Genomic DNA, 20,998 nt, shown 5'->3' on the forward strand with positions numbered 1-20,998 from the left:
CGAACGCTTCGCCCGGCGGCGACCGGGGACCGGAGCCGCTTCAGTTTCCAACATCATAGACCCGCCACGACTTCACGAAGCCACTCCGCAACACGCGCGTGTCGCGGGTCTCGCCTAGGGGAGTCGGGCGCGGTAGACGGCCCTGGCGCGCTCGTACAGCTCCAGGTGGTCGTCCAGCTGCGCGGGCGTCTCGAACGTGCCGTACCGCCGCAGCAGGACCTCCAGCCGGTCCAGCCACGCCAGGCACCAGCGCACGTCCGCCTCCCTGGCCACGTGCCCGCCCGCGACGTCCACGTACACCGGGCTGCTGTGCGCGTACGCCCCCGACCGGTGCACGGTGCGCGGGTGGGGCCCGCCCGAGGCCACCGCGACCACGTACGTCGGCTCGCCCGCCGTCATCGACGCGACCAGCCGCCCCGGCGGCCCCTGCGCCAGGACGCCGTCGGCGGTGCGGATCTCCAGCGACTCGACCTCGGGCCCGATCGAGGAGACCACGATCTCGACCCGCTGCCCGGGTGCCAGCTCCAGCGTGTCGCCCGGCCCGTGCCCGTTCACGGTCAGCTCCAGCCACGGCCCGGTGGTGGCGAACGTGCGGCCGAGCAGGATCGCCTCGGCGTAGGACTCGGCGGTGAGCGGGCCCGCGACGTTCGCGTACACCCGCTCCCACCCCGGCGGGCTGGACGCGGTGCCGCGGCGGCAGAAGGACAGCACGGCGTCGGTGCCCGCGGTGACCGTGAGCCTGTTGCCCGCGCCGATCAGGCGGCGGTAGACGGTGGCGGTGGCCGCGAGCGAGGAGTGGTTGAGCACGTCGAGCGTGTCGATCAGGCCGAGCGCGGCGTCCGCGACGATCTCCCTGGCCGCGCAGTTGCGGCCGGTGTTGAGGATCACGTCCGGCGGGTCGTCGTCGGAGAACGCCGTGTGGAACGGGTGCCCGTACCCCGTCACCCCGCCGAGCGCCCGCAGCTCCTCCAGTGCGACCGAGTTCGGCGGCCAGTCGACCGTGCCCTCGAACCCCGCGTGGTAGCGGCTCGGCGGCTCCCGCAGGCCGAACGCGGTCAGGTGGCCGACGACGTCGTTGCGGTACTCGACGCCGAGCCTGGCCAGGTGCCTGTCGTCGGACCAGGGCAGGTCCTTGCCCACCCAGTGCTCCAGCGCCTCGACGTCGTAGACGCGCCCGCTCGCGACGTTGCCCGCCACGAGGTTGAGCACGTGCAGGTCCTCGCCGTGCTGCGCCGCCGCGGCCAGCTCGGGCGCGGCGGGCTCCTCGCCCATCCAGTTGAGGTGCACGTGCAGGTCGCCGCCGTACCAGCCGCGGGCCGCCGCGTCGTACAGGCGCTCGGGGGCCAGCTCGACCAGCGTCTCCGCGCCCGCCTCGGGGGTGATCACGACCTCGGACGCGGTGTACTCCATGCCCCTGGCCACCGCCACCGTGACCGGCTCGGCGGGCACAGCGATCACGAGGTCGTCGCCGTGGAAGAACGGCCTGCGGTGGACGTCCACCTTGGGCGGGACGCCCTCGGGGTACCAGCCCTGCCCGTCGGCTCCCGTCACGCTCCACCGGCACGGGAACCCCGCCCGCACCCTGATCATGGCCGCCTCCGCCCGCCTGCGCAGCGGCGACAGGTCCACGGGTTCCCCGTTCACGCTGACGTCCCGCTCCAGGCCGGCCACCCGGGCGCCATGAGGAGGCACCTCGTACGGCGTGCCGTCCACGACGACCGTGACCGGCTCGTCCACGCTGGAGTCGAGGAGCAGCGACGTACGGAAGGGCCGGTCGTCCAGCACCACCCGGGTGACGGCCTCCAGCGCGAACCCCTCGGGGGTCAGGCGCAGCGCGGCCAGGTTGTCCAGCACGTCGCCCGCCAGCGCGTCCCGCACCGCCCGCTCCGGGTCCACCTCGTCGAGATGATCCTCGGCCTCCTCCGGGGGATATCGCCCGGCGAGCTGGCGCAGCCCCGCGCCCCAGTAGTTGTGGCGGCGGTCGAGGAAGACGGTGGCCCAGGCCTGGACGACGTACGGGATGGGCGGCTCGCCCCAGCAGGGGCCGTGCGCGTCCCGCAGCTCACGGTAGTCGGCCAGCGCGCGGGCCACGGGGGCGGGCAGCAGCGGATCGTCACACATCGGGCACTCCCTGAATAGGACGCCTCGTCATCGTGACACGAATCGCCGTCTGAGGGCAGGGGGACGCCATGACGCACATCATCGATCGCGAAGCCGTGCGGGACCTGGTCGCCAACCGGCGGGCCCAGCTCGTGGAGGTGCTGCCGGAGAAGGAATACGCGTGGGCGCACCTGCCGGGGGCCGTGCACCTGCCGCTCGCCGCGATGCGCACGTCCGCCGGTGAGCTGGATCCGGGGCGGCCGGTCGTCGTCTACTGCCACGACTGGCTCTGCGACCTGAGCCCGCGGGCCGCCCACCGGCTCGACCACCTCGGGTTCGAGCACGTGTACGACTACCGGCAGGGCAAGATGGACTGGCTCTCCGCGGACCTGCCCTACGAGGGCACGGCCACGCTGGTGTCGCGGTACCTGCGCCGCGACCCCGTGAGGGCCGCCCTCGGCGACCCCCTGGACGAGATCACCGAGCGCATCATCGCCGACCCGGCCGGGCTGGCGGTCGTCGTGGACGACGACGACGTGGTCCAGGGCGTCATCGGCTCGCGCGAGCTCAAGGGCGCCGATCTGAACGGCGTCGCCGAGCGGGCCATGCGGGTCGGCGTGACCGCCGTACGGCCGAGCGAGGAGCTCGAACCGCTGGTCCAGCGCATGGACCGGGCCAAGGTGGACCACGTCGTCGTCACCCGGGTGGACGGGACGCTGGTGGGCCTGTTCGGGCTGGGCGACGTGCGCCCGCCCGAGACCGGACCCGATTTCGGCTGAGCCCTGTCAGGCCCGCCGACCCAGCCGGAACATCGGCTGCCCCGGCGCGCCCGGCTGCGCGTCGAGCGCCTTGTCGTCGAGGATCTCGACCACGTCCTCGGCGACGAAGACGCGGACGTTCTCCTTCTCGACGACCTGGTCACTCGCCTCCGGTGTACTCGTCAGCGAGAGCTCCAGCGTTCCCGCCTCGTCGGGCTTCGGGGAGATGCGCAGGCCCGCGTCGGCGGGCACGTCCTCTCCGACCATCAGATCGCGGATCGCCTCGACGGCGTTGTCAGTCAAGGTCAGCACGGCTAGCTCCTTCGCAGTCGCCAACCCTCCGCCTCCCCAGCGACCTCCACCCCAAACCCGGCATGTCACGACACGCCCCGGGTAGCGGGCGGGCATGGGCAAGACCGAGAAAGCCGTCGTGGACGTGCTGCTCGACCGATACGGCCGGACGTTCGCCCGCGAGGCCGGCATCAAACTCGCCGACCAGCCGAAGCCCCTCTACCAACTGCTCGTCCTGGCCACGCTGCTCAGCGCGCGCATCTCGGCCGAAGTCGCCGTCGCGGGCGCCAGAGAGCTGTTCGAAGCCGGGTACGGCACGCCGAAGGCCATGCGGGAGGCGAGCCGGCAGGACCGGGTGGACGCGCTGGACCGCGGCCACTACGTCCGCTACGACGAACGCACCTCGACGATGCTGGGCAAGGGCGCCGAACTGCTCCTCGATCGCTGGAAGGGCGATCTGCGCCGCCTGCGCGAGGAGGCCGGCGGCGACGACCGCAGGATCGCGGCGCTGCTGACGGAGTTCCCGGGCATCGGCCCGACGGGGGCCGACATCTTCCTGCGCGAAGTCCAGGCCGTGTGGCCCCAGGTCGCGCCGCACCTGGACCAGCGGGTGCTGGAGGGTGCGGGCAAGCTCGGGCTGCCCCGCCAGGCGCGCCCGCTGGCCGCGCTGGCCCACTCCGGCGAGGAGCTGGCCCGGCTTTCGGCGGCGCTCGTCCGCGCCTCCCGCAGCAGGAAGACGGTGGACGAGGTGATCTCAGCCGCCCGCTGACCGTGGCTGCCATGGATGAACGCGATCACTCTGTTAGGTTCGGCTCATGGGTGAGTTTGTGAGCGTCGAGGTGGCCGACCAGATCGCCACGATCCGTCTTGACCGTCCGAAGATGAACGCCCTCAACATGCAGGTCCAGCGGGAGATCGTCGAGGCGGCCCGCGAGGTGGACGCCGACCCGCAGGTGCAGGCCGTGATCGTCTACGGCGGCGAGAAGGTCTTCGCCGCGGGCGTGGACATCAAGGAAATGGCCGACATGTCCTACGCCGACATGGCCGCCCACTCCCGTACGCTCCAGGCCTGCTTCACCGAGGTCGCGCGGATCGGCAAGCCGGTCATCGCCGCCGTCACCGGCTACGCGCTGGGCGGCGGCTGCGAGCTCGCCCTCTGCGCCGACTTCAGGGTCGCGGGGGAGTCGGCCAAGCTGGGCCAGCCGGAGATCCTGCTCGGCCTCATCCCCGGCGCGGGCGGCACCCAGCGCCTGCCCCGCCTGATCGGCCCGGCGCGGGCGAAGGACCTGATCTTCACGGGCCGCCACGTGCCCGCCGCCGAGGCCCTCGACCTGGGCCTGGTGGACCGGGTGGTGCCCGACGAGCAGGTCTACACGGCCGCCCTGGAGTGGGCGGCCACGTTCGTCGGCGGCCCCTCGGTAGCGCTCCGCGCCGCCAAGCAAGCGGTCGATCAGGGTCTGGAGGCCGACCTCGACACGGGGCTCGAGATCGAGCGTCTGCAGTTCTCCGGACTGTTCGCCACCGACGACGCCAAGATCGGCATGCGGGCCTTCTCGGAGAAGGCCAAGCCCAAGTTCACCGGTCGCTGAAAAGGGAAAGTCGACCCATTCGAACGGCTCGTCCTATCGGGCGCGGGTTTGCCAGTATGGTGGCGTTTCATGATGCGCGTCCTGGTCCCTGCGCGGCTCCGGAAGGCCGTGCGTACGTGGTTCGACTCCCGCTACATCTCCATTTCCGACCACCGTCAGGACATCAGGGACGCGCTCTGGGAGGTCCAGACGGTCCGGCGGGAGATGGCCACCCTCCAGAGCGAGGTGGAGCGGCTCAGGAACGCCCGCCCGACCGGCTCCGGGATCAGCAGGGCCGACAAGGCGAAGCTCGACGACACCCACCGGCTCGCCCAGGAGACGGCGAAGGCGCTGGACGGCGTGCTCCAGAACGAGGTCCTGGTCTGGCAGGCCATCGACGACCTCCGCTCCGGAAGCGCTTCCGGGCAACCGGGGGAGCAGCCGTGCGCGTGACCTGGACCGGCACGAGCCTGGCCTTCCGCCTCGACGCGGAGGACGAGATCACGGGCAAGGCCTCCGACGAGCATCCCATCAAGCTGGCCATCAACTCCTGCTCCATCGGCGGCGTCCCCGGCGACGCCCACCCGGACCTCTTCGCCGTCGCCGCCTGGACGGTCGTGGCGCCGTGGACGAGGAAGCGCATCTCCTTCGACCGCGCCATCTCGGCCGACCTCGCCGACGCCCTGCACTCCGGGTGGGGCGTCGAGGCCGGTCCGGTGGGGGCCGAGCCGCGCCGCCCCGGGGCCCGGCTCGCGATCTCGTACAGCGGCGGCGCGGACTCCGTGGCGGCGGCCACCGTCTACCCGCAGGCGCCGTTCGTGCATTTCCGCCGGGTGCCGCACCCGCGCGTCCCCAACCGCTGGTCCCACTACCGGTCGGACGTCCTGGCCAAGCTCGCCGCCAAGACCGGGCGCGAGCTGAGCACGGTCACCTCCGACCTCGAGTTCACCCTGGCCGAGCCGCGTCCCGGCTACCCGGAGCACCACGCGGTCGCGGCCGGCGCGCTGCTGCTCGCCGACCAGCTGGACCTCGGCGGGCTGGGCTTCGGCTACGAGCTCGGCTCGCGCTGGCTCGGCGGGGGCCGTTACCTGTGGCGCTACACGCCCGACAACCCCATGTGGTCGCCGCACGGCAGGTGGGGCCGGCTGTTCGCGGCCGCCGGCGTGCACATCGTGCTGCCCGTCGGCGGGGTGAGCGAGGCGACCACGATGCGCCTGGCGCTGGGGTCCGACCTCAAGGACTACGTGCGCTGGTGTCTGCGCGGCACCGACGGCCCGTGCCGTACCTGCGGGAAGTGCCTCTACAAGGAGCTCATCCAGGCGGCCGTCGAGCGCCGCCCCCTCGACACCCCCATCACCGCCGACCGCCCCGTCGCGCAGAAGTACCTCAAGAAGCCGCCGTACGGGGGGCAGGAGATGATCGAGTACGGGTTCGCCCGCGTCCCCGGCATCGAGAACACGCTCTTCGCCAAGGCGCTCGACTACTTCGACGTCTCGGAGGAGTCGACGGCCTGGCTGGACCGCTGCTACCCGCGGGCCCTGGCCGAGATCCCGGACCGGTGGCGCGAGGAGGCCACGGCGTTCGTCGAGAAGCACGTGGGGCTCATGACGGAGGCCGAGGTCCGGCGGGTGGAGACATGGGGCGCCTGATGAGGAGTGGGAACGCGTGAAGGTTTATCTGTCCGTCGACATGGAGGGCGTCACGGGGCTGACCGACCCCGAGGAGATGCACGCCGGCAAACGTGGGTACGAGCGCGGCTGCGAGCTGATGACGGCCGACGCGAACGCCGCCATCGAGGGGGCCTTCGACGCCGGGGCGGCCGGTGTCCTGGTCAACGACGCCCATGGCTCCACCAAGAACCTCCGGATCGACCTGCTCGACCCGCGCGCCAGCCTCATCCGCGGCCCGGGCAAGGCGCAGCGGATGGCCCAGGGGCTCGACGGCTCGTTCCAGGCGGCGTGCTTCGTCGGCTACCACGCCCGCGCGGGCGTGCCGCACGGCGTGCTCAACCACACCTGGATGGGCAAGGAGATCCAGAACGTTTACCTGAACGGCGAGCTGTGCGGCGAGACCAGGCTCGTGGCGGCGTGCGCCGGGTTCCACGGGGTGCCGGTCGTGCTGGTGGCCGGGGACGAGGCCGTCGGGGAAGAGGCGCGCGAGCTGCTCGGCGACGTCGAGACGGTCGCGGTGAAGAAGGGGATCGACAAGTTCTCCGCCGAGTTGCTGCCGCCGAGCGTCGCCCAGGCAAGGATCCGTGAGGCGACGGCTCGTGCGCTCAACCGGTTGAGCGACTTCACGCCTTATGCGGTGGCTGCGCCGTACACGCTCGGGGTGGAGTGGAACTCCACCGCCATCGCGGCGGCCGTGGCGCTGATCCCGGGCGTGAAGTCGGTGGGGCCACGGCAGATCGAGTTCACGACGGACGACTTCGCCCAGGTCATGGCCCTGTTCGGCATCTTCGCCACCATCGGCGGCCAGATCGCCTGCGGCAGCGGCCCGTACGGCTGACCCCGGGCGTATGGTGCGGAGCGGTTTTGCAGAGCGCGGAGGGGAGACGGCGGCGTGGAGGGTGCGGCGCTGACCCGGCGGGGGCTGCTCGTCGGGATCGGGGCGGTGGGCGGAGCGGGCGCCATGTACGCCGCCATGGGCGCCCTCGGACTGGCGCCGTCCGAGCAGGACAAGCAGTTCGCCGCCCCCAGGCCGGGCGACTTCAGCCTGAGCGGCAAGGGGGCGGCGAAGGTCGTGATCCTCGGCGCCGGGGTGGCGGGGCTGACGGCCGCGTACGAGCTGGGCAAGGCCGGGTACGACTGCACGCTCCTCGAGGCCAGGGAGAAGCCGGGCGGGCGGAACCTCACGTTGCGCGGCGGCGACCGGCTGGCCGAGCTGAACGGGCCCGCCCAGGACGTGAAGTTCGGCGAGGGCGTCTACTTCAACGCGGGCCCCGGCCGGATCGCCCCCTGGATGGTGACCCTCGACTACTGCCGTGAGCTGGGCGTCCCCATCGAGACCTTCGTCAACAACAACGCCGCCGCCTACGTGCACACCAACAGCCGGACGGTGCGGGCGCGCACGGCCCGAGCCGACATGTATGGCTATATCGCTGAATTACTGGCTAAAGCGACAAATGTCGGTGCGCTGGACAAAACCGTCAGCAAGGCCGACCAGGAGACGCTGCTCGACTTCCTCCGGAGATTCGGCGACCTGGGCCCGAAGCACGAATACGAAGGGTCAATGCGCCGCGGTTTCACGAAATATCCGGCAATAGACACCGGCACCCCCCTCGACGCCCCGGGCACCCTCCACCAGGTCCTCGCCGCCGGCACCGGCCGGGCCATCACCAACGACTTCGGCTACGAACAGGCCACCCCCATGTTCCAGCCCGTCGGTGGCATGGACGCCATCGTCACCAAGCTGACGGAGGCGGTCGGCCGCGACCGGATCAGGACCGGCGCCAAGGTCACCAAGATCACCAGCCTGGCGGACGGCGTCGAGGTCGCCTGGGAGGGCGGCGGCATCAAGGCCGACTACTGCATCGCCGCCCTGCCGCCCCACATCCTCGCCAAGATCCCGCACAACCTCGGCGCCCAGGTCACCACCGCGCTCAGCACCCCGGTCCCGGTCGCCGCCGGCAAGATCGGCTTGGAGTACGGCCGGCGCTGGTGGGAGCTGGAGGACCGCATCTACGGCGGCGTGACCGAGACCGACCTGGACATCACCCACATCTGGTACCCCTCCCATGGTTACCACTCCGAACGCGGCCTCCTCGTCGGCTACTACAACACCGAGCGGAACGCCGAGCTGTACGCGGCCCTCACCCCCGAGGACAGAAGGCGCAGAGCGCTCACCCAGGGCAAGAAGATCCACGGCGACAAATACCGCCAGAACCTCCTGTCCAGCGTCTCCATCGCCTGGGACCGCCAGCCGCACATCCAGGGCGGCTGGGTGCGCTGGCCCGACTTTGATTCGTCCTTCACTTTTCTGCAACGCCCCGCCGGAAGGGTTTACTTCGCGGGCGACTGGCTCACCCATCTGATCGCATGGCAGGCGGGGGCCATGGAGTCCGCCCGCAGCGCCGTCACCCAGCTGCACCAGCGAGTGCTGCAGTCCGCCTGACGCCGCACGCCACCCCCGCGGCCACCGTAGGCTCCTGGGGAGAAGCGATCTGCGGAGATAAAATCGAGGAGATGGGGATGGCGTTGCACTGGGTGCCCGCCAACGACCGGACCGACCTGCTGGCCGACCCGGTCGCACTCGTCGTGCCGGAGCTGGAGGGCGTCGAAGTGGCCGAGATCGATCCTGAGCTGGCCGACACGGCGGCGTTCTGCGAGCGGTATGGCGTGACGCTCGACGAGTCGGCCAACTGCGTGGTCGTCGCGGCCAAGCGCGGCGGCGAGACGCGCTACGTGGCCTGCATGGTGCTCGCGACGATGCGCGTGGACGTCAACGGAGTCGTCCGCCGCCACCTCGACGCCCGGAAGGCGAGCTTCGCGTCGATGGCCGACGCGGTCGAGCTGACCGGGATGGAGTACGGCGGCATCACCCCGCTGGGCCTGCCCGCCGACTGGCCCATCCTGGTGGACACGCACGTCGCCGAGCATCCCAGAGTGGTGATCGGGAGCGGCGTGCGCAGGTCGAAACTGGCCGTGTCCGGTGCCGCGCTGGCCGGGCTGAAAAGCGCCGAGGTTCTGCCGCTGGCCGGTTGAGGGGAAACTGAAGCCGATTCGAGACCGTTGGATGGGAAACCGATGGCCCCTTTCTGGACGTTGTACGAGTGGGAATGTGGCCTCATGGTTCATCTCGTGGGCGGGGATTAAGCCGGTATGGTGCTTCATGCCATGAACGATGACCGACTAGGCCCTTACCGGCTGCTCAGGCGGCTCGGTGAAGGCGGGATGGGCGTTGTCCACCTCGCTGTCGACCCCCAGGGGCGGCAGGTGGCGGTCAAGGTCCTGCGCGGAGAGGTCGCCGGCGACGAGGTCGCCAGGCGGCGGCTTTCGCGCGAGGTCGAGACGATGCGGCGTGTGCGGAGCAAATACATCGCCGAGGTGCTGGACGCCGATGTCACCGGTCATCGCCCGTACATCGTCACCCGTTACGTCCCCGGTCGTCCCCTCGACGAGATCGTGAAGGACGACGGGCCCCTCGACCTGCCCTCGCTGGTCAAGCTCGCGCACGGGGTCGCCGCCGCGCTGGCCTCCGTGCACTCGGTGGGCGTGATCCACCGCGACCTCAAGCCCGGAAACGTGCTGATCCTCGACGGCGAGCCCGTCCTGATCGACTTCGGCATCGCCCAGGCGGTCGACGCGACCCGGCTGACGCAGACCGGCATGTTCATCGGCACGCCCGGCTACCTCGCGCCCGAGATCATCGAGGGCCAGGAGGCGGGGCCGGAGGTCGACGTGCACGCGTGGGCGGGCACGCTGCTGTTCGCCTCCACCGGCCAGCCGCCCTTCGGCAAGGGCACGCTGGAGATGATCTTCTACAACATCACCGCGGGCAAGGCCGACGTGAGTGCCGCTCCGGCGACGTTGCAGCCGCTGCTGAAGGCCGCGTTCCAGCGCAATCCGAACAAGCGCCCCAAGGCGGCCGACCTGGCCGAGCAGACCGCCCGGATGCTCCAGAAGACGCCGAGCAACTCGCCCGACGAGATCTCGACCGTTCCCCGGCCGACCGAGGCCCCGCCGGCGCAGGACAAGCCGTCGTACGACATCTCCACGCCGCCGGTGACGCCCAAGCGCCTGCTGGAGTCCCAGGAGCAGCCCACCGCGCCGCCGCAGGACCAGCAGTACGTCTCGCTCCTGCCCAACCAGCCGGACCCGTGGCCGACCCGCCGGGTGACGCCGGAGGAGCTGCGGCGCATCCAGCGCGAGAGCGGCCTGACCCCGCCGCCCTGGCAGCCGCAGCAGCCCGTCAACAACCACGGCCTCGTGGCCCCGCCGGGTGAGGGCGACGTGCCCACCCGACGGGTTCGCCCCGACTCGGCCGACTACGGGCGGATCCACACGCCGGTCCCCAACGCCCAGGCGCCTCATGCCCAGGTGCCGAGCGCGGGTCCCGACGTGCCCGACTACGCCCGGCCCGGGCCGAGCCCGCTCCAGCCGCCCCCGTACATCCCGCCGCAGTACCCGCAGCCCGACCCGAGCACCAAGCGGGAGCCGTACATCCCGTCGGTCGCGCCGGGCAAGATGCTGCAGCGGTCCAGGGCCTACGGTGTGGCGGGCGCGATGCTGCTCGTCGTGATGATCGTGGCGGCCGTGATCGCACCCGTGCTGGTCGCGGTCGTGGCGATCCCGGCCGCGATCCTGCTGCGCGCGGCCGACCTGGCCCAGCCCCAGCTGACCTCCCGCAGGGCTGCGGGGGCCGCGGCGCTCGACGTGGTCAGGGTGTTCGCCTTCCCTCAGGCGCTGGCCAAGTCGGTGGGCATCACGCTGGCACTCATGCTGTACGCGCTCATCCTGGGCCTTCCGGTGACGCTCCTGCTCACCGTGGTGGCCAGGATGGACCCGTCCAACGCCCTGGCCTGGGGCGCCGCGGTCGCGTTGTGGACCGTCTGCGCGGGCCCGGGAGTGGAGGGTCCTGGCAAACAAATGCGCAGAACGCTCTCATCGCTCGTACCCTCGAGGACAGCGGCGATGGTGATGGCGGGGGCTCTCGCGGCGGCCGCCGCGCTCTCGCTGATCCTCGCCGCCGGCACGTTCGGGGACAAGCCAAGGGGGGCCGTATGGACTCCGCTGAACGTCAATCCAGTGGTCAGACAGCTAGACGGGCTAAGGGGGAATCCCGGGGGATGACGCGGGGAAGGTGGCGATGAGCACCCAAGCACCAGAACGCCTGGGCCCGTACCGGCTGGTCAGGAAGATCGGCGAAGGTGGCATGGGGGTCGTCCACCTCGGTCTCGACGGCGAGGGCCGCGAAGTCGCCATCAAGGTCCTCCACCCGCACGTGGCCGCCGACCTCAAGGCGCGCGACCGGCTGACCCGCGAGGTCGAGACCATGCGCCGGGTGCGCAGCCCGCACGTCGCCGAGGTGATCGACGCCGAGCTCGTGGGCGGCCAGCCGTACGTCGTGACCCGCTTCGCCCCCGGCCGCACGCTGGAGGACACCGTCCTGGCCGACGGCCCGCTGGAGGCGCGCGAGGTCATCAGGCTCACCCACGGCCTCTGCCAGGCGCTGGTGGCCATCCACACGGCCGACGTGATCCACCGCGACTTCAAGCCGTCCAACGTCATGCTGGTCAACGGCGAGCCGCTGGTCATCGACTTCGGCATCGCCCACCTGGTCAACGCGACCAGGCTGACCCAGACGGGCATGTTCGTCGGCACGCCGGGCTATCTGGCGCCCGAGATCATCCGTGACTCCGAGATCACCCAGGCGGCCGACGTGCACGCGCTGGCCTCGACGGTGTTCTTCGCCGCGACAGGGGCGCCGCCGTTCGGCACGGGAACGTTCGAGGCGGTCTGCTTCAACATCATGGAAGGGCGGGCGCAGATCGACAAGGCGCCCGCATGGTTGCGCGGCTGGCTCGGCAGGGCGCTGCAGGTCGACCCCGCGTCCCGGCCCAGCGCGCACGAGCTGCTGCGGATGGCCAGGGCGCTCGACCCGGCCGTGACCACCTTCAACGAGACGTCCTTCGACGGGCCGACCGGCACCAAGCGCATGGGCGGCGGCACGCGGACCATGGACACGTTCTCCGACCTGCTGCCGCCGGTCGAGTACGGCAAGACCGCGCCGCCCCCGGCCAGGGAGGAGCGACCGTACCGGGAGGAGCGGCCGCCGCCGTACGTGCCCGCGCCGGTCGCGGCCAGGCCGATGGCCCGCACCGACCAGCGGGTCGCGGGCTACCCGGCACCGCCGCCCACCTCGCCGTCGCAGGTCAGGCCCTACACGCCGCCGCCTCAGTACACCCCGCCGTCCGAGCGGAAGAGATACCTGTTCGGCAGCCAGGTCGTGGGCCTGCTCCTGCTGGTCACGCTGGTGGCGCTGACCGTCATGATGCCGGTCATGGTCGGCACGATCGCCGTCGCGCTCGCGCTGGTGCTGCGGCTCGGCGAATACCTGTTCGGTGACCTGGTCAAGCGGCGCCAGATGCGCGGCAGCAGCTCGGCCGACCCGCTGCTGGCGGTCGTCGGCACGCCCTGGGCGCTGGTCAAGTCCGCGCTCGTGACGGCGGTGCACGTGCCGCTGGCGCTGCTGTTCGGCCTGTGCGTCTGGGGCCTGCTCCGCTGGGCGGGCGGGATGAGCGTCAACGAGGCGGCCTCGTTCGCGGCGGGCGCCTTCGCGGCCGGCCTGTTCGTGCTGCCGGGCGGCGGCGCGCCGCGCCAGGCCGTCACCCGCACGCTCACCGGCGTGCTGCGCAGCCCCGGCGCGGCGCTGGTCGCGGTCGTGCTGGTGGGTACGGCGGCGCTGTTCGCGGTGATGTTCGCGCTGGGGCAGGACGCGTCGTGGTACCCGTGGCAGGCGCCGGAGACGGTCATCGACGAGCTGGCGAACAACGCCCAGCAGAGCACGATCGGCCTGATCACCGGGCTGATCGACAGCCTGCTCAGCGACCTCGGGCTGGGGTTCCTGACTCCCTGGTCCTGAGTGTCCCCATCGGCTCTCGGGGGGAGAGATGAGGTATGAGCGAGCACCTCGGCCCATATGAGCTTCTTTCCAAGCTTGGGGCGGGCGGGTTCGGCGAGGTGCATCTCGCCCTCGACGCCGAGGGACGTACGGTCGCGGTCAAGGTGCTCCATCCCCACGTCATCGCCGACGGCGGGGCGCTGGCCCGGCTGGCGCGCGAGGTGGAGACCATGCGGCGGGTCGGCGGGTCGCACGTGGCGGAGGTGCTCGACGCCTCGCTGGAGGGCGCCCGGCCCTACCTCGTGACCCGCTACGTCCAGGGCCGCCCGCTCAGTGCCACGCCCGTGCCCGTGGCCGACCTGCGCAGGCTGGCCTCCGGACTGGCCGACGCGCTGCTCGCCATGCACGAGTCCGGCGTGGTGCACCGCGATCTCAAACCGGCCAACGTGATGATGGCCGAGGGCGAGCCCGTCGTCATCGACTTCGGCATCGCCAGCGCGCTCGACTCGCTGTCGGTCACGGCCTCCGGCGCCGTGGTGGGCACGCCCGGCTACCTGGCCCCCGAGGTGCTGGAGGGTAAGAGCGCGGGCATGGAGGCCGACGTGTTCTCCTTCGGGGCGACGCTGGCGTACGCGGCGACGGGGCGGCAGCCGTACGGGCAGGGGCCCGCCTCCGCGGTGGCCTACCGGGTCGTGCACCATTCGCCCGACCTGGAGGGTGTCCCCGAGTGGCTGGCGCCGCTGTTACGCGAGTGCCTGTCCGCCGACCCTGCCGCGCGGCCGACGGCCGCGCAGCTCTGCGCCAGGCTGGGGGTCGAGCCGGTCTCCCACGTACGCCACGTCCCGCCCCGGGCGATGAGCCTCGCCGACGACCTGGCCACGAGGGAGTGGCGGCCGGGCAAGGGACGGCCGCGCAGATCGGTGGAGGAGTCCAGGGCCAGGCACCGGGAGAAGGTGCGCAGGCGCTGGCTGATCGGTTCGGGACTCTTCGTGTCGCTGCTGGCCGCCGCCGCCCGCGGGCCGCTGCCCGAGGTGGCGCTGTTCCTGCTGGCGGCGTACGCGCTGGCCGTGGTGGCCGACGCCGGGGTGGCGCTGTTCTCGAAGAGCCTGTTCCGGCGCAGCCGCATGATCACGGATCTGGTCAGCGTGGCGGGGGCAGTGGGACTGTGTTTCGGGCTGGCGGCGATGTTCAGCCCGTTCACGCTGGCGCTGTTCGCGGGTACGGCACTGGTGGTGGGGGTCGTGTTCCTGCTGTCGGCCTAGACCGAACAAAGTTCTGTATAGTGGGTGGCTGCGGGTTTGCAGTTAAGCTACTCATGGGTAACATAACTGGCGAAAGCTTGGGCAGACCCTCTGTCAGTGGCCCGGTGGGCACCTGGCAGTCTGGACAGCATTGCATTCGGCGCCCGCCGCAACGAGGCGGTGGCGCACGCGAACACGGGAGGTCGGCCACCGGCCATGAACATCGTCGTCTGCGTGAAGCAGGTCCCCGACACTGCGACCGAGCGCAAGCTGCGGTCCGATGACAAGACGCTCGACCGCGACGCCGTCGACGGCGTGGTCAACGAGCTTGACGAGTACGCGGTCGAGGAGGCGCTGCGGCTCAAGGAGGCCCACGGTGGTGAGGTGACCGTGCTCACCATGGGCCCCGGCAAGGCCACCGAGACCATCCGCAAGGCGCTGGCCATGGGCGCCGACAAGGCCGTCCACCTCAGCGACGACGCGCTGCACGGCTCCGACGCGCTGTCCACCTCGTACGCGATGGCGCAGGTGCTCAAGAAGATCGGGTTCGACCTGGTCATCCTGGGCTCCGAGTCCACCGACGCGCGCACCGGCGTGCTGGCCGCGATGCTGGCCGAGCGCCTCGGCACCCCGCAGCTCACGCTGGCCAACAAGGTCGACGTCGAAGGCTCCTCGATCGCCGTCCAGCGCATCACCGACTACGGCTTCGACAAGGTCGAGGCCACGCTGCCGGCTGTCGTCTCCGTGGTCGAGAAGATCAACGAGCCGCGCTACCCGTCGTTCAAGGGCATCATGGCCGCCAAGAAGAAGCCGGTCGAGACGCTGGCCATCGGCGACGCCTCCATCGACGCCGCCCAGGTGGGCCTGGCCGCCGCGTGGTCCTCGGTCGTCGACTTCGCCGCCGCCCCGCCGCGCGCGGCCGGCACGATCGTCAAGGACGAGGGCGACGGTGGCGCGAAGGCCGCCGACTACCTCGCGTCCAAGAAGTTCATCTGAGAACGGGAGTTTTGCTGATATGTCGGAGATTCTCGTTCTCGTCGAGCAGGTCGAAGGCGAGGTCAAGAAGGTCACGCTGGAGCTGCTGACCCTGGCCCGCTCGCTCGGCACCCCCTCCGCCGTCTGGGCGGGCCCCGGCCTCACCGCCGAGGCCAAGGCCAGGCTCGCCGAGTACGGCGCTGACAAGATCTACGTCGCCGCGTCGAGCGACATCGTCGACTACGTGGTCGCGCCCAAGGCCGAGCTGCTCGCCCAGCTCGTCGCCGCCACGTCCCCGGCCGCCGTGCTCGTGGCCGCCACGTCCGAGGGCAAGGAGGTCGCCGGTCGCCTGGCCGTCAAGACCGACTCCGGCGTCATCACCGACGCCGTGGGCCTGGGCGAGGGCTTCGTGGCCGACCAGTCCATCTTCGGCGGCGGCATCAACGTGCAGTCCAAGGTGAGCAAGGGCACGCCGATCGTCGCCGTACGCCCCAACTCGACCGCCCCCGAGGCCGCCCCCGCCGCCGGCACCGAGGAGGAGGTGTCGGTCACCCTGTCCGACGCCGCCAAGGCGGCCCGCATCGTCGAGCGGGTCAAGCAGGAGAAGGGTGCCCGGCCCGAGCTGACCGAGGCCGCGATCGTGGTCTCGGGCGGGCGCGGCGTCGGCTCCGCCGACAACTTCTCGATCATCGAGGGCCTGGCCGACTCGCTCGGCGCCGCTGTCGGCGCCTCCCGCGCCGCCACGGACGCCGGCTGGTACCCGCACCAGTTCCAGGTGGGGCAGACGGGCAAGACGGTGTCGCCGCAGCTGTACATCGCGGCGGGCATCTCGGGCGCCATCCAGCACCGGGCCGGCATGCAGACGGCCAAGACGATCGTCGCGATCAACAAGGACCCGGAGGCCCCGATCTTCGAGCTGGCCGACTACGGCGTGGTGGGCGACCTCCACCAGGTCGTGCCGCAGCTCACCGAGGAGATCAACAAGCGCAAGTAGCCGCAGGGGAAAAGCATGGTCTTCGCGCTATAGCGCTCAGGCTGTGACATTGGGGGGCGCAGCCCCCCAGCCCCTGGCTTCAAAGGCTCGGTCCTCGCGGTGGGGGCGCTTCGCGCATGAGGGCTCGGGCTGTGGCATTGGGGGCGCCCCCAAAAAGCCGCTTCGCCGATCCGTCGGCCCATCCATGACGCTTGGATCGCTGCCACAGCCATTGCACACCAGGTTTCTTCGTCACGGCGGCTTCTGGACGGCGCTCGGCGCGACCGCACTGCCCTTCGGGCTGCTCGCCTTCCTCTGGGCGGGCCGGCGGGGCGGCACCTCGCGACGTCGTCGAGCCCTGATCGGGGAGGTCACGCATCCTCCGGCAGCGGTTCGCCGGTCTCCAGCAGCGACTTCAGGCTCGCCACCACGTTCGGCCAGCCGTGGCTGACCATCTCGGCCATGCTCGATCCGGGCTCGAAGCCGTCGTGTACGACGGTGAGCTTCACGACCTGCGCGGCGGCCTCCTCAATGGTGAAGGTGACCTTCGAGCGGGCCTCGCCGGACAGCCGGGCGAGCATCTCCTCGTCCCAGCTGAAGCGCTTGGCGAGCTCCGGGGTGATGGCGTGCCAGGTGTAGGAGAGGCGACTGTAGGGGTCGGCCTCCAGCACGACCTGCTCCGGGTCGCTGATCAGCACGCCGTGGTTGTCCCAGGTCATCGGCGAGCCGACGGACCAGTCCGTGGTGAACTCCGTGGCCCAGTATTGGCGGGTGAAGGCAGGCTCGGTCAGCGCCTGCCAGAGCTTCTGCGGGGTGGTGCGGATGTAGGTGGTGTAGACGAAGGTCGGGGCGTCCATCGGGGTCTCCTCCAGGGCGAGTTTCAGGTCCGCCAGGGCTTGGACCCTGGCCTGGTCGTAGCGGCTGATCCACCGGTGGGCGATCTCGTGTACGGGCGCGGCGTTGAGGTAATGCAGCTTCTCCCGGCCCCGCCGCACGGTGGCGACGAGCCCGGCCTCCTCCAACACCGCGAGGTGCTTGCTGACGGACTGCCTGGCCATGTCGAGTCCGGCGCGCAGCTCGCGCAGCGTCTGCCCGTTGCGGGCGTTGAGCGAGTCGAGCAGCGCGCGCCGGCTCGGATCGGCCAGCGCCTTGAACACCTCGTCCATGTCCGCCCTCGTACCTGGGTTGCCGCTTGTCGATAGGCAGCCTTTCGGCTGCCTTTAATTTAGGCAGCCAGATGGCTGCCTGTCAAGACGCGCGACTAGCGGGAGCTGATCATCCTCGAGACGGCGGTCATGTGGGACGGAATGCTCTAGATCATCGGATGTCGCCATCTTCGAGAGGTCGACAGTCCAGGCCGACGCCGGGAGACGTCTCGCACGGAGAAGTAAGTTCCGTCGCCATTCTCGTAACTTTAAGTACAGGACATGTGACAATAAGTGTCATGCAGCATGTCCGCGCCCGAAGTGCGGCGCCTCCTGGAGGAGATCATCGTGACGTCCACCACCTGGCCCGTCTACAGTCCCTTCGCCCGCGAGCACTATGGCCGCGGCCAGGAAGAAGGCAAAGCGGAGGGCGTGGCAGAAGGCAAGGCGGAGGAGGCGGTCAGGATGCTTCTGCTGGTGCTGGGCGCCCGTGGCTTCGACATTCCGGATGACATGCGGACCCGGATCTCCACCTGCGCTGATCTGGCCCAGTTGGAATCATGGGCCACTCATGCGGTGACCGCCCAGTCCCTCGAGGACCTGTTCGACGAGACCGGTGCACAGCACTGCTAGGGCTCACCGCGGGCGCGGTGGCCCTGCTGGTAGTCGCGGCCCTGCGGCTCCGTCAACCATCGGTCACCGGTACGGAGGACGTTCAGCAGAGCCGGCGATGAAAGTCGCGCCGGCCGCAGAGCGGGCGACGCATCGCGTTGACGTCGCGATGGCTGGAGATCAGCCTGCTGTCGCGAGCACGATCGGCCAGGTATCGGCCGAGGCGGGCCGGACTTTCGGCCACGACGAGCAGGATCCCGTCCCGGGCCTCGAGCCTGCACGTCATCCCCTGCTGGTTCAGGCGATCGTCGCAGGTCTCGGCACGTCTGACCACCATCAAGATCGCTTCGATTCCGCGCTCCAGGCGTTGCCGGCCGGGCTCGGGCCGCGGCGCGATCAATGAGCAAGCGTGTGAACCAGCACGTCGAAGTGCAGGACGTGGGGGTCCGAGTCCAGCAGCGTCGCGCGGGCGGGCGGGGTGACGCGTTCGCGGGTATGGTCCGCGCCCGCGAACGCCTTGACCGTGTCCAGGGAGTCGAACAGCGTGACGGTCGTCAGCTCCATGGCCTCCGCGTCGTGGCGGGCCAGGAGGTACGCGCCGCGGAAGCCGGGCAGGCCGCGTAGCTCGTGTATCACCTCTGACTCGAACACCTGCTGATATCTGCTGGTAGCCGCAGTGCCGGTGGTCCTGGCGCGCCATACTCGGGCGATCATGATCGGCTCGTTCTCCTTCGGCGTACGGGGATCGGACGTCACCGAGTCTTGACTCCGTCGTACGGTCGCCGCTTGAAGATTCTTGCCCGAACGTGGGCACGTCGTCAGCGCGGCGGCACCGCGAGCAGGCGGCGTACGGCCACCGGTGGCATGCCGCATTCCTCGCGGACCGTGCGCGTCAGATGGGCGTGATCGGCGAAGCCGAGGTGGGCGGCGAGGGAGGCCAGATCGTCGTGGCCCGCCTCGATGGCCTGGAGCGCGCGCATGGTGCGGAGGCGATTGCGGTACGCCGTCAGGGTCACCCCCGTCTCCTGGCGGAAGGCGCGGCTCAGGCGATAGGGCGACCAGGCGACGCTCCGGGCCAGTTCGCGCAGGGAGGCGGTCAGATCGTCGGCGATGAGCGCGCGTACCGACTCGACCATGGCCCTCCGCCGCGCCAGTGTGGCCGCCCGGCCGCGGGCCTGGGCCTGAGGCGTGCCGGCCTGGGCCGTGAGCAGGTCGCCCAGCAGGCCGATCACTATCTCGGCGAGTTCCGGGGTATCCGCGCCCTGCCCGGCCCGTGACACCAGCAGCCGATGTACGAGGGCGATCCTGCCGTTGACCGGCAACGCGGTGGCGTTCGGTGGCTCGTCATCCGTGAGCTCGCGCATCAGGCCGGGTGAGCAGGTCACGGTCGTGCAGCTGTCCTCGATCCCGGGACGGTGGGCGATGCTCAGCTCCTGGCCGGCGCCGCCGAGGTAGGCCAGCGCGGGATCGGCCAGCAGGACCTGATCGTCCACACGGGCCCGGAAGGTGCCACTTCGCACCAGCACCACCCGGTACGCCGCCGTCACCTCGGGCGGCGACCACGCCTCGCTCTCGGCCCGGATCCTGACCCGCTCCAGTGAGAACCCGTCTCCGGCCGCGATGTGCGTCACCATCCGCATTCCACAACGCTACTCGCGGCTCTGCCCGTGGCCCCGGACCCCGACGATGGGGGACGGCAACGGTCGGCAGGACGTGCGACTCATCGAGTGTGCCGTCGACTTGGAAGCGGAAGAAGGCATCGACGTACTCGGTCGTGGACGCCGGGCGGGTGAAGAGCTCCGAAGGCGCTATGCGGCACCGGCGAGACCGACGGCCAGGGCGATCAACGCGGCGGCCAGGAGCAGGGCCCCTCCTCGCGTGAGCATCGTGCCGGGCGAGCGGCGGGCGCCCGGCGCGCCGATGGCCAAATGCAGGAAGAACCCACCCGATTGCGCCAGTACTCCGGCCAGCAGGGCCCCGCCGGCCAGCCACTCCAGGCCGTCGGAGAAATCGGCGCGGGGCAGGTAGAGGAAGTAGACGAGCGACAGCACCAGCAGTACGCCGGCGTGCGCATGCCCGGCGCGGAAGAACCGCTCGCGAAATTCACCCAGCTTCTCGCGATCGGTGGTGATGAAGCGGAGCAGCGCGTGCCCGCCGAACTCCACCGTGACGACCGAAGCCAAGGCGATGATCGGCAGGATCTCGGGGGCTTTCCCCATCCGATCCCCCTCACTATGTGATCTTGCTGACTTGACACGGAAATCGTGACATTCGGCGAAGAGGAGTCGACAGTGTCCCTGTCATCGGCCGAGTATGCATTTTGCATGGGTTCCTCACGGCCGTGGTGCTGCTCTACTGCTCGCCGCTCCCGGGCAGCACGACCGGCTCCGCACGGGGCTGGAAGCCATGATCGAGCCGTCCCTGGACGAACCCGGTTGCCTGGCCTACGAGCCCTACATCGACCCCGCCCGCATGCTGATCGTCCAGGAGTGGACCGGCCGGCAAGCCCTGTGACTGCTGGTCCTCGGCGTAGTACGGCTGCTCGGCCAGGCACCCGGTTATCTGATCGGCGCCGCACTGGAGCCGTGGGATGCCGAGCGATGGGCCGTCCTCAGGTCGGGATCTGGCCGCACTACACGGGCTACCAGCGCAAGGCGGCGAGACAGATCCCGATGGCGGTCATCGAGCGGGCGTCCATCGGCGGATAACCGCCCGCTCGCGTCCAGCTCCAGCGTCCGAACAGGCCTACCGGTGGGGTACGGCGCGCCCCTGT

Annotated in this window: 22 protein-coding genes; 15 read left to right on the plus strand and 7 right to left on the minus strand. The window is 70.7% G+C overall.

The window, feature by feature from the left end; all coding sequences use genetic code 11:
• Nucleotides 1-114: 114 nt before the first annotated feature.
• Nucleotides 115-2,121 carry a CehA/McbA family metallohydrolase gene (locus ACWDRB_RS37145; RefSeq protein ID WP_449901784.1) on the minus strand — a complete coding sequence of 669 codons (2,007 nt, stop codon included), beginning with the start codon at nucleotides 2,119-2,121 and terminating at the stop codon, nucleotides 115-117.
• Nucleotides 2,122-2,189: 68 nt separating this feature from the next.
• Here ACWDRB_RS37145 and ACWDRB_RS37150 point away from each other — a divergent pair, with 68 nt between their 5' ends.
• Nucleotides 2,190-2,879, plus strand: a complete 690-nt coding sequence (locus tag ACWDRB_RS37150; protein ID WP_449901787.1) for a rhodanese-like domain-containing protein — start codon at nucleotides 2,190-2,192, stop codon at nucleotides 2,877-2,879.
• A 6-nt stretch (nucleotides 2,880-2,885) separates the two neighbouring features.
• On the opposite strand, the gene ACWDRB_RS37155 is transcribed toward ACWDRB_RS37150, so the two are convergent.
• Nucleotides 2,886-3,170 carry a Fe-S cluster assembly protein HesB gene (locus ACWDRB_RS37155; RefSeq protein ID WP_350729526.1) on the minus strand — a complete coding sequence of 95 codons (285 nt, stop codon included), beginning with the start codon at nucleotides 3,168-3,170 and terminating at the stop codon, nucleotides 2,886-2,888.
• A gap of 94 nt (nucleotides 3,171-3,264) precedes the next feature.
• On the opposite strand from ACWDRB_RS37155, the gene ACWDRB_RS37160 reads away from it, so the two are divergent.
• The 12 genes from ACWDRB_RS37160 (at nucleotide 3,265) to ACWDRB_RS37215 (ending at nucleotide 16,489) form a co-directional block, all read left to right on the plus strand.
• A complete protein-coding gene (locus ACWDRB_RS37160) occupies nucleotides 3,265-3,918 on the plus strand; it encodes an endonuclease (protein ID WP_449901789.1) in 654 nt (217 codons plus the stop codon).
• 46 nt (nucleotides 3,919-3,964) lie between these two features.
• Entirely contained in the window at nucleotides 3,965-4,738 is a 774-nt protein-coding gene (locus ACWDRB_RS37165) for an enoyl-CoA hydratase/isomerase family protein (protein ID WP_350729529.1), read from the plus strand.
• A gap of 69 nt (nucleotides 4,739-4,807) precedes the next feature.
• Nucleotides 4,808-5,170 (plus strand): hypothetical protein, encoded by a 363-nt coding sequence (locus ACWDRB_RS37170; protein ID WP_397373691.1) that lies wholly within the window; start codon nucleotides 4,808-4,810, stop codon nucleotides 5,168-5,170.
• Complete coding sequence (locus ACWDRB_RS37175; RefSeq protein ID WP_449901792.1) at nucleotides 5,161-6,366, plus strand: DUF6395 domain-containing protein; 1,206 nt, start codon at nucleotides 5,161-5,163, stop codon at nucleotides 6,364-6,366. Before ACWDRB_RS37170 ends, ACWDRB_RS37175 begins: the two co-directional genes overlap by 10 nt.
• Nucleotides 6,367-6,382: 16 nt before the next feature.
• A complete protein-coding gene (locus tag ACWDRB_RS37180; protein WP_449901794.1) occupies nucleotides 6,383-7,225 on the plus strand; it encodes a M55 family metallopeptidase in 843 nt (280 codons plus the stop codon).
• 54 nt (nucleotides 7,226-7,279) lie between these two features.
• Complete coding sequence (locus ACWDRB_RS37185) at nucleotides 7,280-8,830, plus strand: flavin monoamine oxidase family protein (RefSeq protein ID WP_397373694.1); 1,551 nt, start codon at nucleotides 7,280-7,282, stop codon at nucleotides 8,828-8,830.
• A 71-nt stretch (nucleotides 8,831-8,901) separates the two neighbouring features.
• Nucleotides 8,902-9,420, plus strand: coding sequence for a YbaK/EbsC family protein (locus ACWDRB_RS37190; protein WP_449901797.1), 519 nt, complete (start codon nucleotides 8,902-8,904; stop codon nucleotides 9,418-9,420).
• Nucleotides 9,421-9,552: 132 nt separating this feature from the next.
• Complete coding sequence (locus ACWDRB_RS37195) at nucleotides 9,553-11,508, plus strand: serine/threonine-protein kinase (RefSeq protein WP_363976278.1); 1,956 nt, start codon at nucleotides 9,553-9,555, stop codon at nucleotides 11,506-11,508.
• A gap of 16 nt (nucleotides 11,509-11,524) precedes the next feature.
• The gene (locus ACWDRB_RS37200) at nucleotides 11,525-13,300 is read left to right on the plus strand and encodes a serine/threonine-protein kinase (RefSeq protein WP_449901800.1); all 1,776 of its coding nucleotides are present in this window, start codon (nucleotides 11,525-11,527) and stop codon (nucleotides 13,298-13,300) included.
• Nucleotides 13,301-13,335: 35 nt separating this feature from the next.
• On the plus strand, nucleotides 13,336-14,541 hold the full coding sequence (locus ACWDRB_RS37205) for a serine/threonine-protein kinase (protein ID WP_449901802.1): 1,206 nt from the start codon (nucleotides 13,336-13,338) through the stop codon (nucleotides 14,539-14,541).
• 195 nt (nucleotides 14,542-14,736) lie between these two features.
• Nucleotides 14,737-15,516 (plus strand): electron transfer flavoprotein subunit beta/FixA family protein, encoded by a 780-nt coding sequence (locus ACWDRB_RS37210; RefSeq protein ID WP_350729545.1) that lies wholly within the window; start codon nucleotides 14,737-14,739, stop codon nucleotides 15,514-15,516.
• A 19-nt stretch (nucleotides 15,517-15,535) separates the two neighbouring features.
• Nucleotides 15,536-16,489, plus strand: a complete 954-nt coding sequence (locus ACWDRB_RS37215; RefSeq protein WP_350729546.1) for an electron transfer flavoprotein subunit alpha/FixB family protein — start codon at nucleotides 15,536-15,538, stop codon at nucleotides 16,487-16,489.
• A gap of 350 nt (nucleotides 16,490-16,839) precedes the next feature.
• On the opposite strand, the gene ACWDRB_RS37220 is transcribed toward ACWDRB_RS37215, so the two are convergent.
• A complete protein-coding gene (locus ACWDRB_RS37220) occupies nucleotides 16,840-17,634 on the minus strand; it encodes an ArsR/SmtB family transcription factor (RefSeq protein ID WP_449901805.1) in 795 nt (264 codons plus the stop codon).
• 285 nt (nucleotides 17,635-17,919) lie between these two features.
• On the opposite strand from ACWDRB_RS37220, the gene ACWDRB_RS37225 reads away from it, so the two are divergent.
• Nucleotides 17,920-18,246, plus strand: coding sequence for a hypothetical protein (locus ACWDRB_RS37225; protein ID WP_449901807.1), 327 nt, complete (start codon nucleotides 17,920-17,922; stop codon nucleotides 18,244-18,246).
• Nucleotides 18,247-18,328: 82 nt separating this feature from the next.
• Here the strand turns inward: ACWDRB_RS37225 and ACWDRB_RS37230 are convergent, their stop codons facing one another.
• The 4 genes from ACWDRB_RS37230 to ACWDRB_RS37245 all read right to left on the minus strand — a co-directional run bounded on the left by ACWDRB_RS37230 (nucleotide 18,329) and on the right by ACWDRB_RS37245 (nucleotide 20,444).
• Nucleotides 18,329-18,625, minus strand: a complete 297-nt coding sequence (locus tag ACWDRB_RS37230; protein ID WP_449901810.1) for a hypothetical protein — start codon at nucleotides 18,623-18,625, stop codon at nucleotides 18,329-18,331.
• Nucleotides 18,622-18,981: a hypothetical protein gene (locus tag ACWDRB_RS37235; protein ID WP_449901812.1), complete on the minus strand. Its 360-nt coding sequence runs from the start codon at nucleotides 18,979-18,981 to the stop codon at nucleotides 18,622-18,624. The genes ACWDRB_RS37230 and ACWDRB_RS37235 overlap by 4 nt, the downstream gene beginning before the upstream one ends.
• Before the next feature lie 62 nt (nucleotides 18,982-19,043).
• Nucleotides 19,044-19,865 (minus strand): helix-turn-helix domain-containing protein, encoded by an 822-nt coding sequence (locus ACWDRB_RS37240; protein WP_449901814.1) that lies wholly within the window; start codon nucleotides 19,863-19,865, stop codon nucleotides 19,044-19,046.
• Between the two features lie 168 nt (nucleotides 19,866-20,033).
• Nucleotides 20,034-20,444 (minus strand): hypothetical protein, encoded by a 411-nt coding sequence (locus ACWDRB_RS37245; protein ID WP_449901816.1) that lies wholly within the window; start codon nucleotides 20,442-20,444, stop codon nucleotides 20,034-20,036.
• Nucleotides 20,445-20,538: 94 nt separating this feature from the next.
• Here ACWDRB_RS37245 and ACWDRB_RS37250 point away from each other — a divergent pair, with 94 nt between their 5' ends.
• Nucleotides 20,539-20,739: a putative quinol monooxygenase gene (locus tag ACWDRB_RS37250; protein ID WP_449901819.1), complete on the plus strand. Its 201-nt coding sequence runs from the start codon at nucleotides 20,539-20,541 to the stop codon at nucleotides 20,737-20,739.
• The last annotated feature ends 259 nt before the right edge of the window (nucleotides 20,740-20,998 follow it).

It is taken from the genome of Nonomuraea sp. NPDC003707, from assembly GCF_053587055.1.

Bases quoted from the DNA above. Each gene is read 5' to 3' on its own strand.
- ACWDRB_RS37150 (WP_449901787.1), top strand. From the start codon at position 2,190: ATGACGCACATCATCGATCGCGAAGCCGTGCGGGACCTGGTCGCCAAC.
- ACWDRB_RS37165 (WP_350729529.1), top strand. From the start codon at position 3,965: ATGGGTGAGTTTGTGAGCGTCGAGGTGGCCGACCAGATCGCCACGATC.
- ACWDRB_RS37215 (WP_350729546.1), top strand. From the start codon at position 15,536: ATGTCGGAGATTCTCGTTCTCGTCGAGCAGGTCGAAGGCGAGGTCAAG.
- ACWDRB_RS37195 (WP_363976278.1), top strand. From the start codon at position 9,553: ATGAACGATGACCGACTAGGCCCTTACCGGCTGCTCAGGCGGCTCGGT.
- ACWDRB_RS37220 (WP_449901805.1), bottom strand. From the start codon at position 17,634: ATGGACGAGGTGTTCAAGGCGCTGGCCGATCCGAGCCGGCGCGCGCTG.
- ACWDRB_RS37240 (WP_449901814.1), bottom strand. From the start codon at position 19,865: ATGCGGATGGTGACGCACATCGCGGCCGGAGACGGGTTCTCACTGGAG.
- ACWDRB_RS37250 (WP_449901819.1), top strand. From the start codon at position 20,539: ATGCATTTTGCATGGGTTCCTCACGGCCGTGGTGCTGCTCTACTGCTC.
- ACWDRB_RS37160 (WP_449901789.1), top strand. From the start codon at position 3,265: ATGGGCAAGACCGAGAAAGCCGTCGTGGACGTGCTGCTCGACCGATAC.
- ACWDRB_RS37205 (WP_449901802.1), top strand. From the start codon at position 13,336: ATGAGCGAGCACCTCGGCCCATATGAGCTTCTTTCCAAGCTTGGGGCG.
- ACWDRB_RS37200 (WP_449901800.1), top strand. From the start codon at position 11,525: ATGAGCACCCAAGCACCAGAACGCCTGGGCCCGTACCGGCTGGTCAGG.
- ACWDRB_RS37225 (WP_449901807.1), top strand. From the start codon at position 17,920: ATGTCCGCGCCCGAAGTGCGGCGCCTCCTGGAGGAGATCATCGTGACG.
- ACWDRB_RS37170 (WP_397373691.1), top strand. From the start codon at position 4,808: ATGATGCGCGTCCTGGTCCCTGCGCGGCTCCGGAAGGCCGTGCGTACG.
- ACWDRB_RS37145 (WP_449901784.1), bottom strand. From the start codon at position 2,121: ATGTGTGACGATCCGCTGCTGCCCGCCCCCGTGGCCCGCGCGCTGGCC.
- ACWDRB_RS37245 (WP_449901816.1), bottom strand. From the start codon at position 20,444: ATGGGGAAAGCCCCCGAGATCCTGCCGATCATCGCCTTGGCTTCGGTC.
- ACWDRB_RS37190 (WP_449901797.1), top strand. From the start codon at position 8,902: ATGGGGATGGCGTTGCACTGGGTGCCCGCCAACGACCGGACCGACCTG.
- ACWDRB_RS37210 (WP_350729545.1), top strand. From the start codon at position 14,737: ATGAACATCGTCGTCTGCGTGAAGCAGGTCCCCGACACTGCGACCGAG.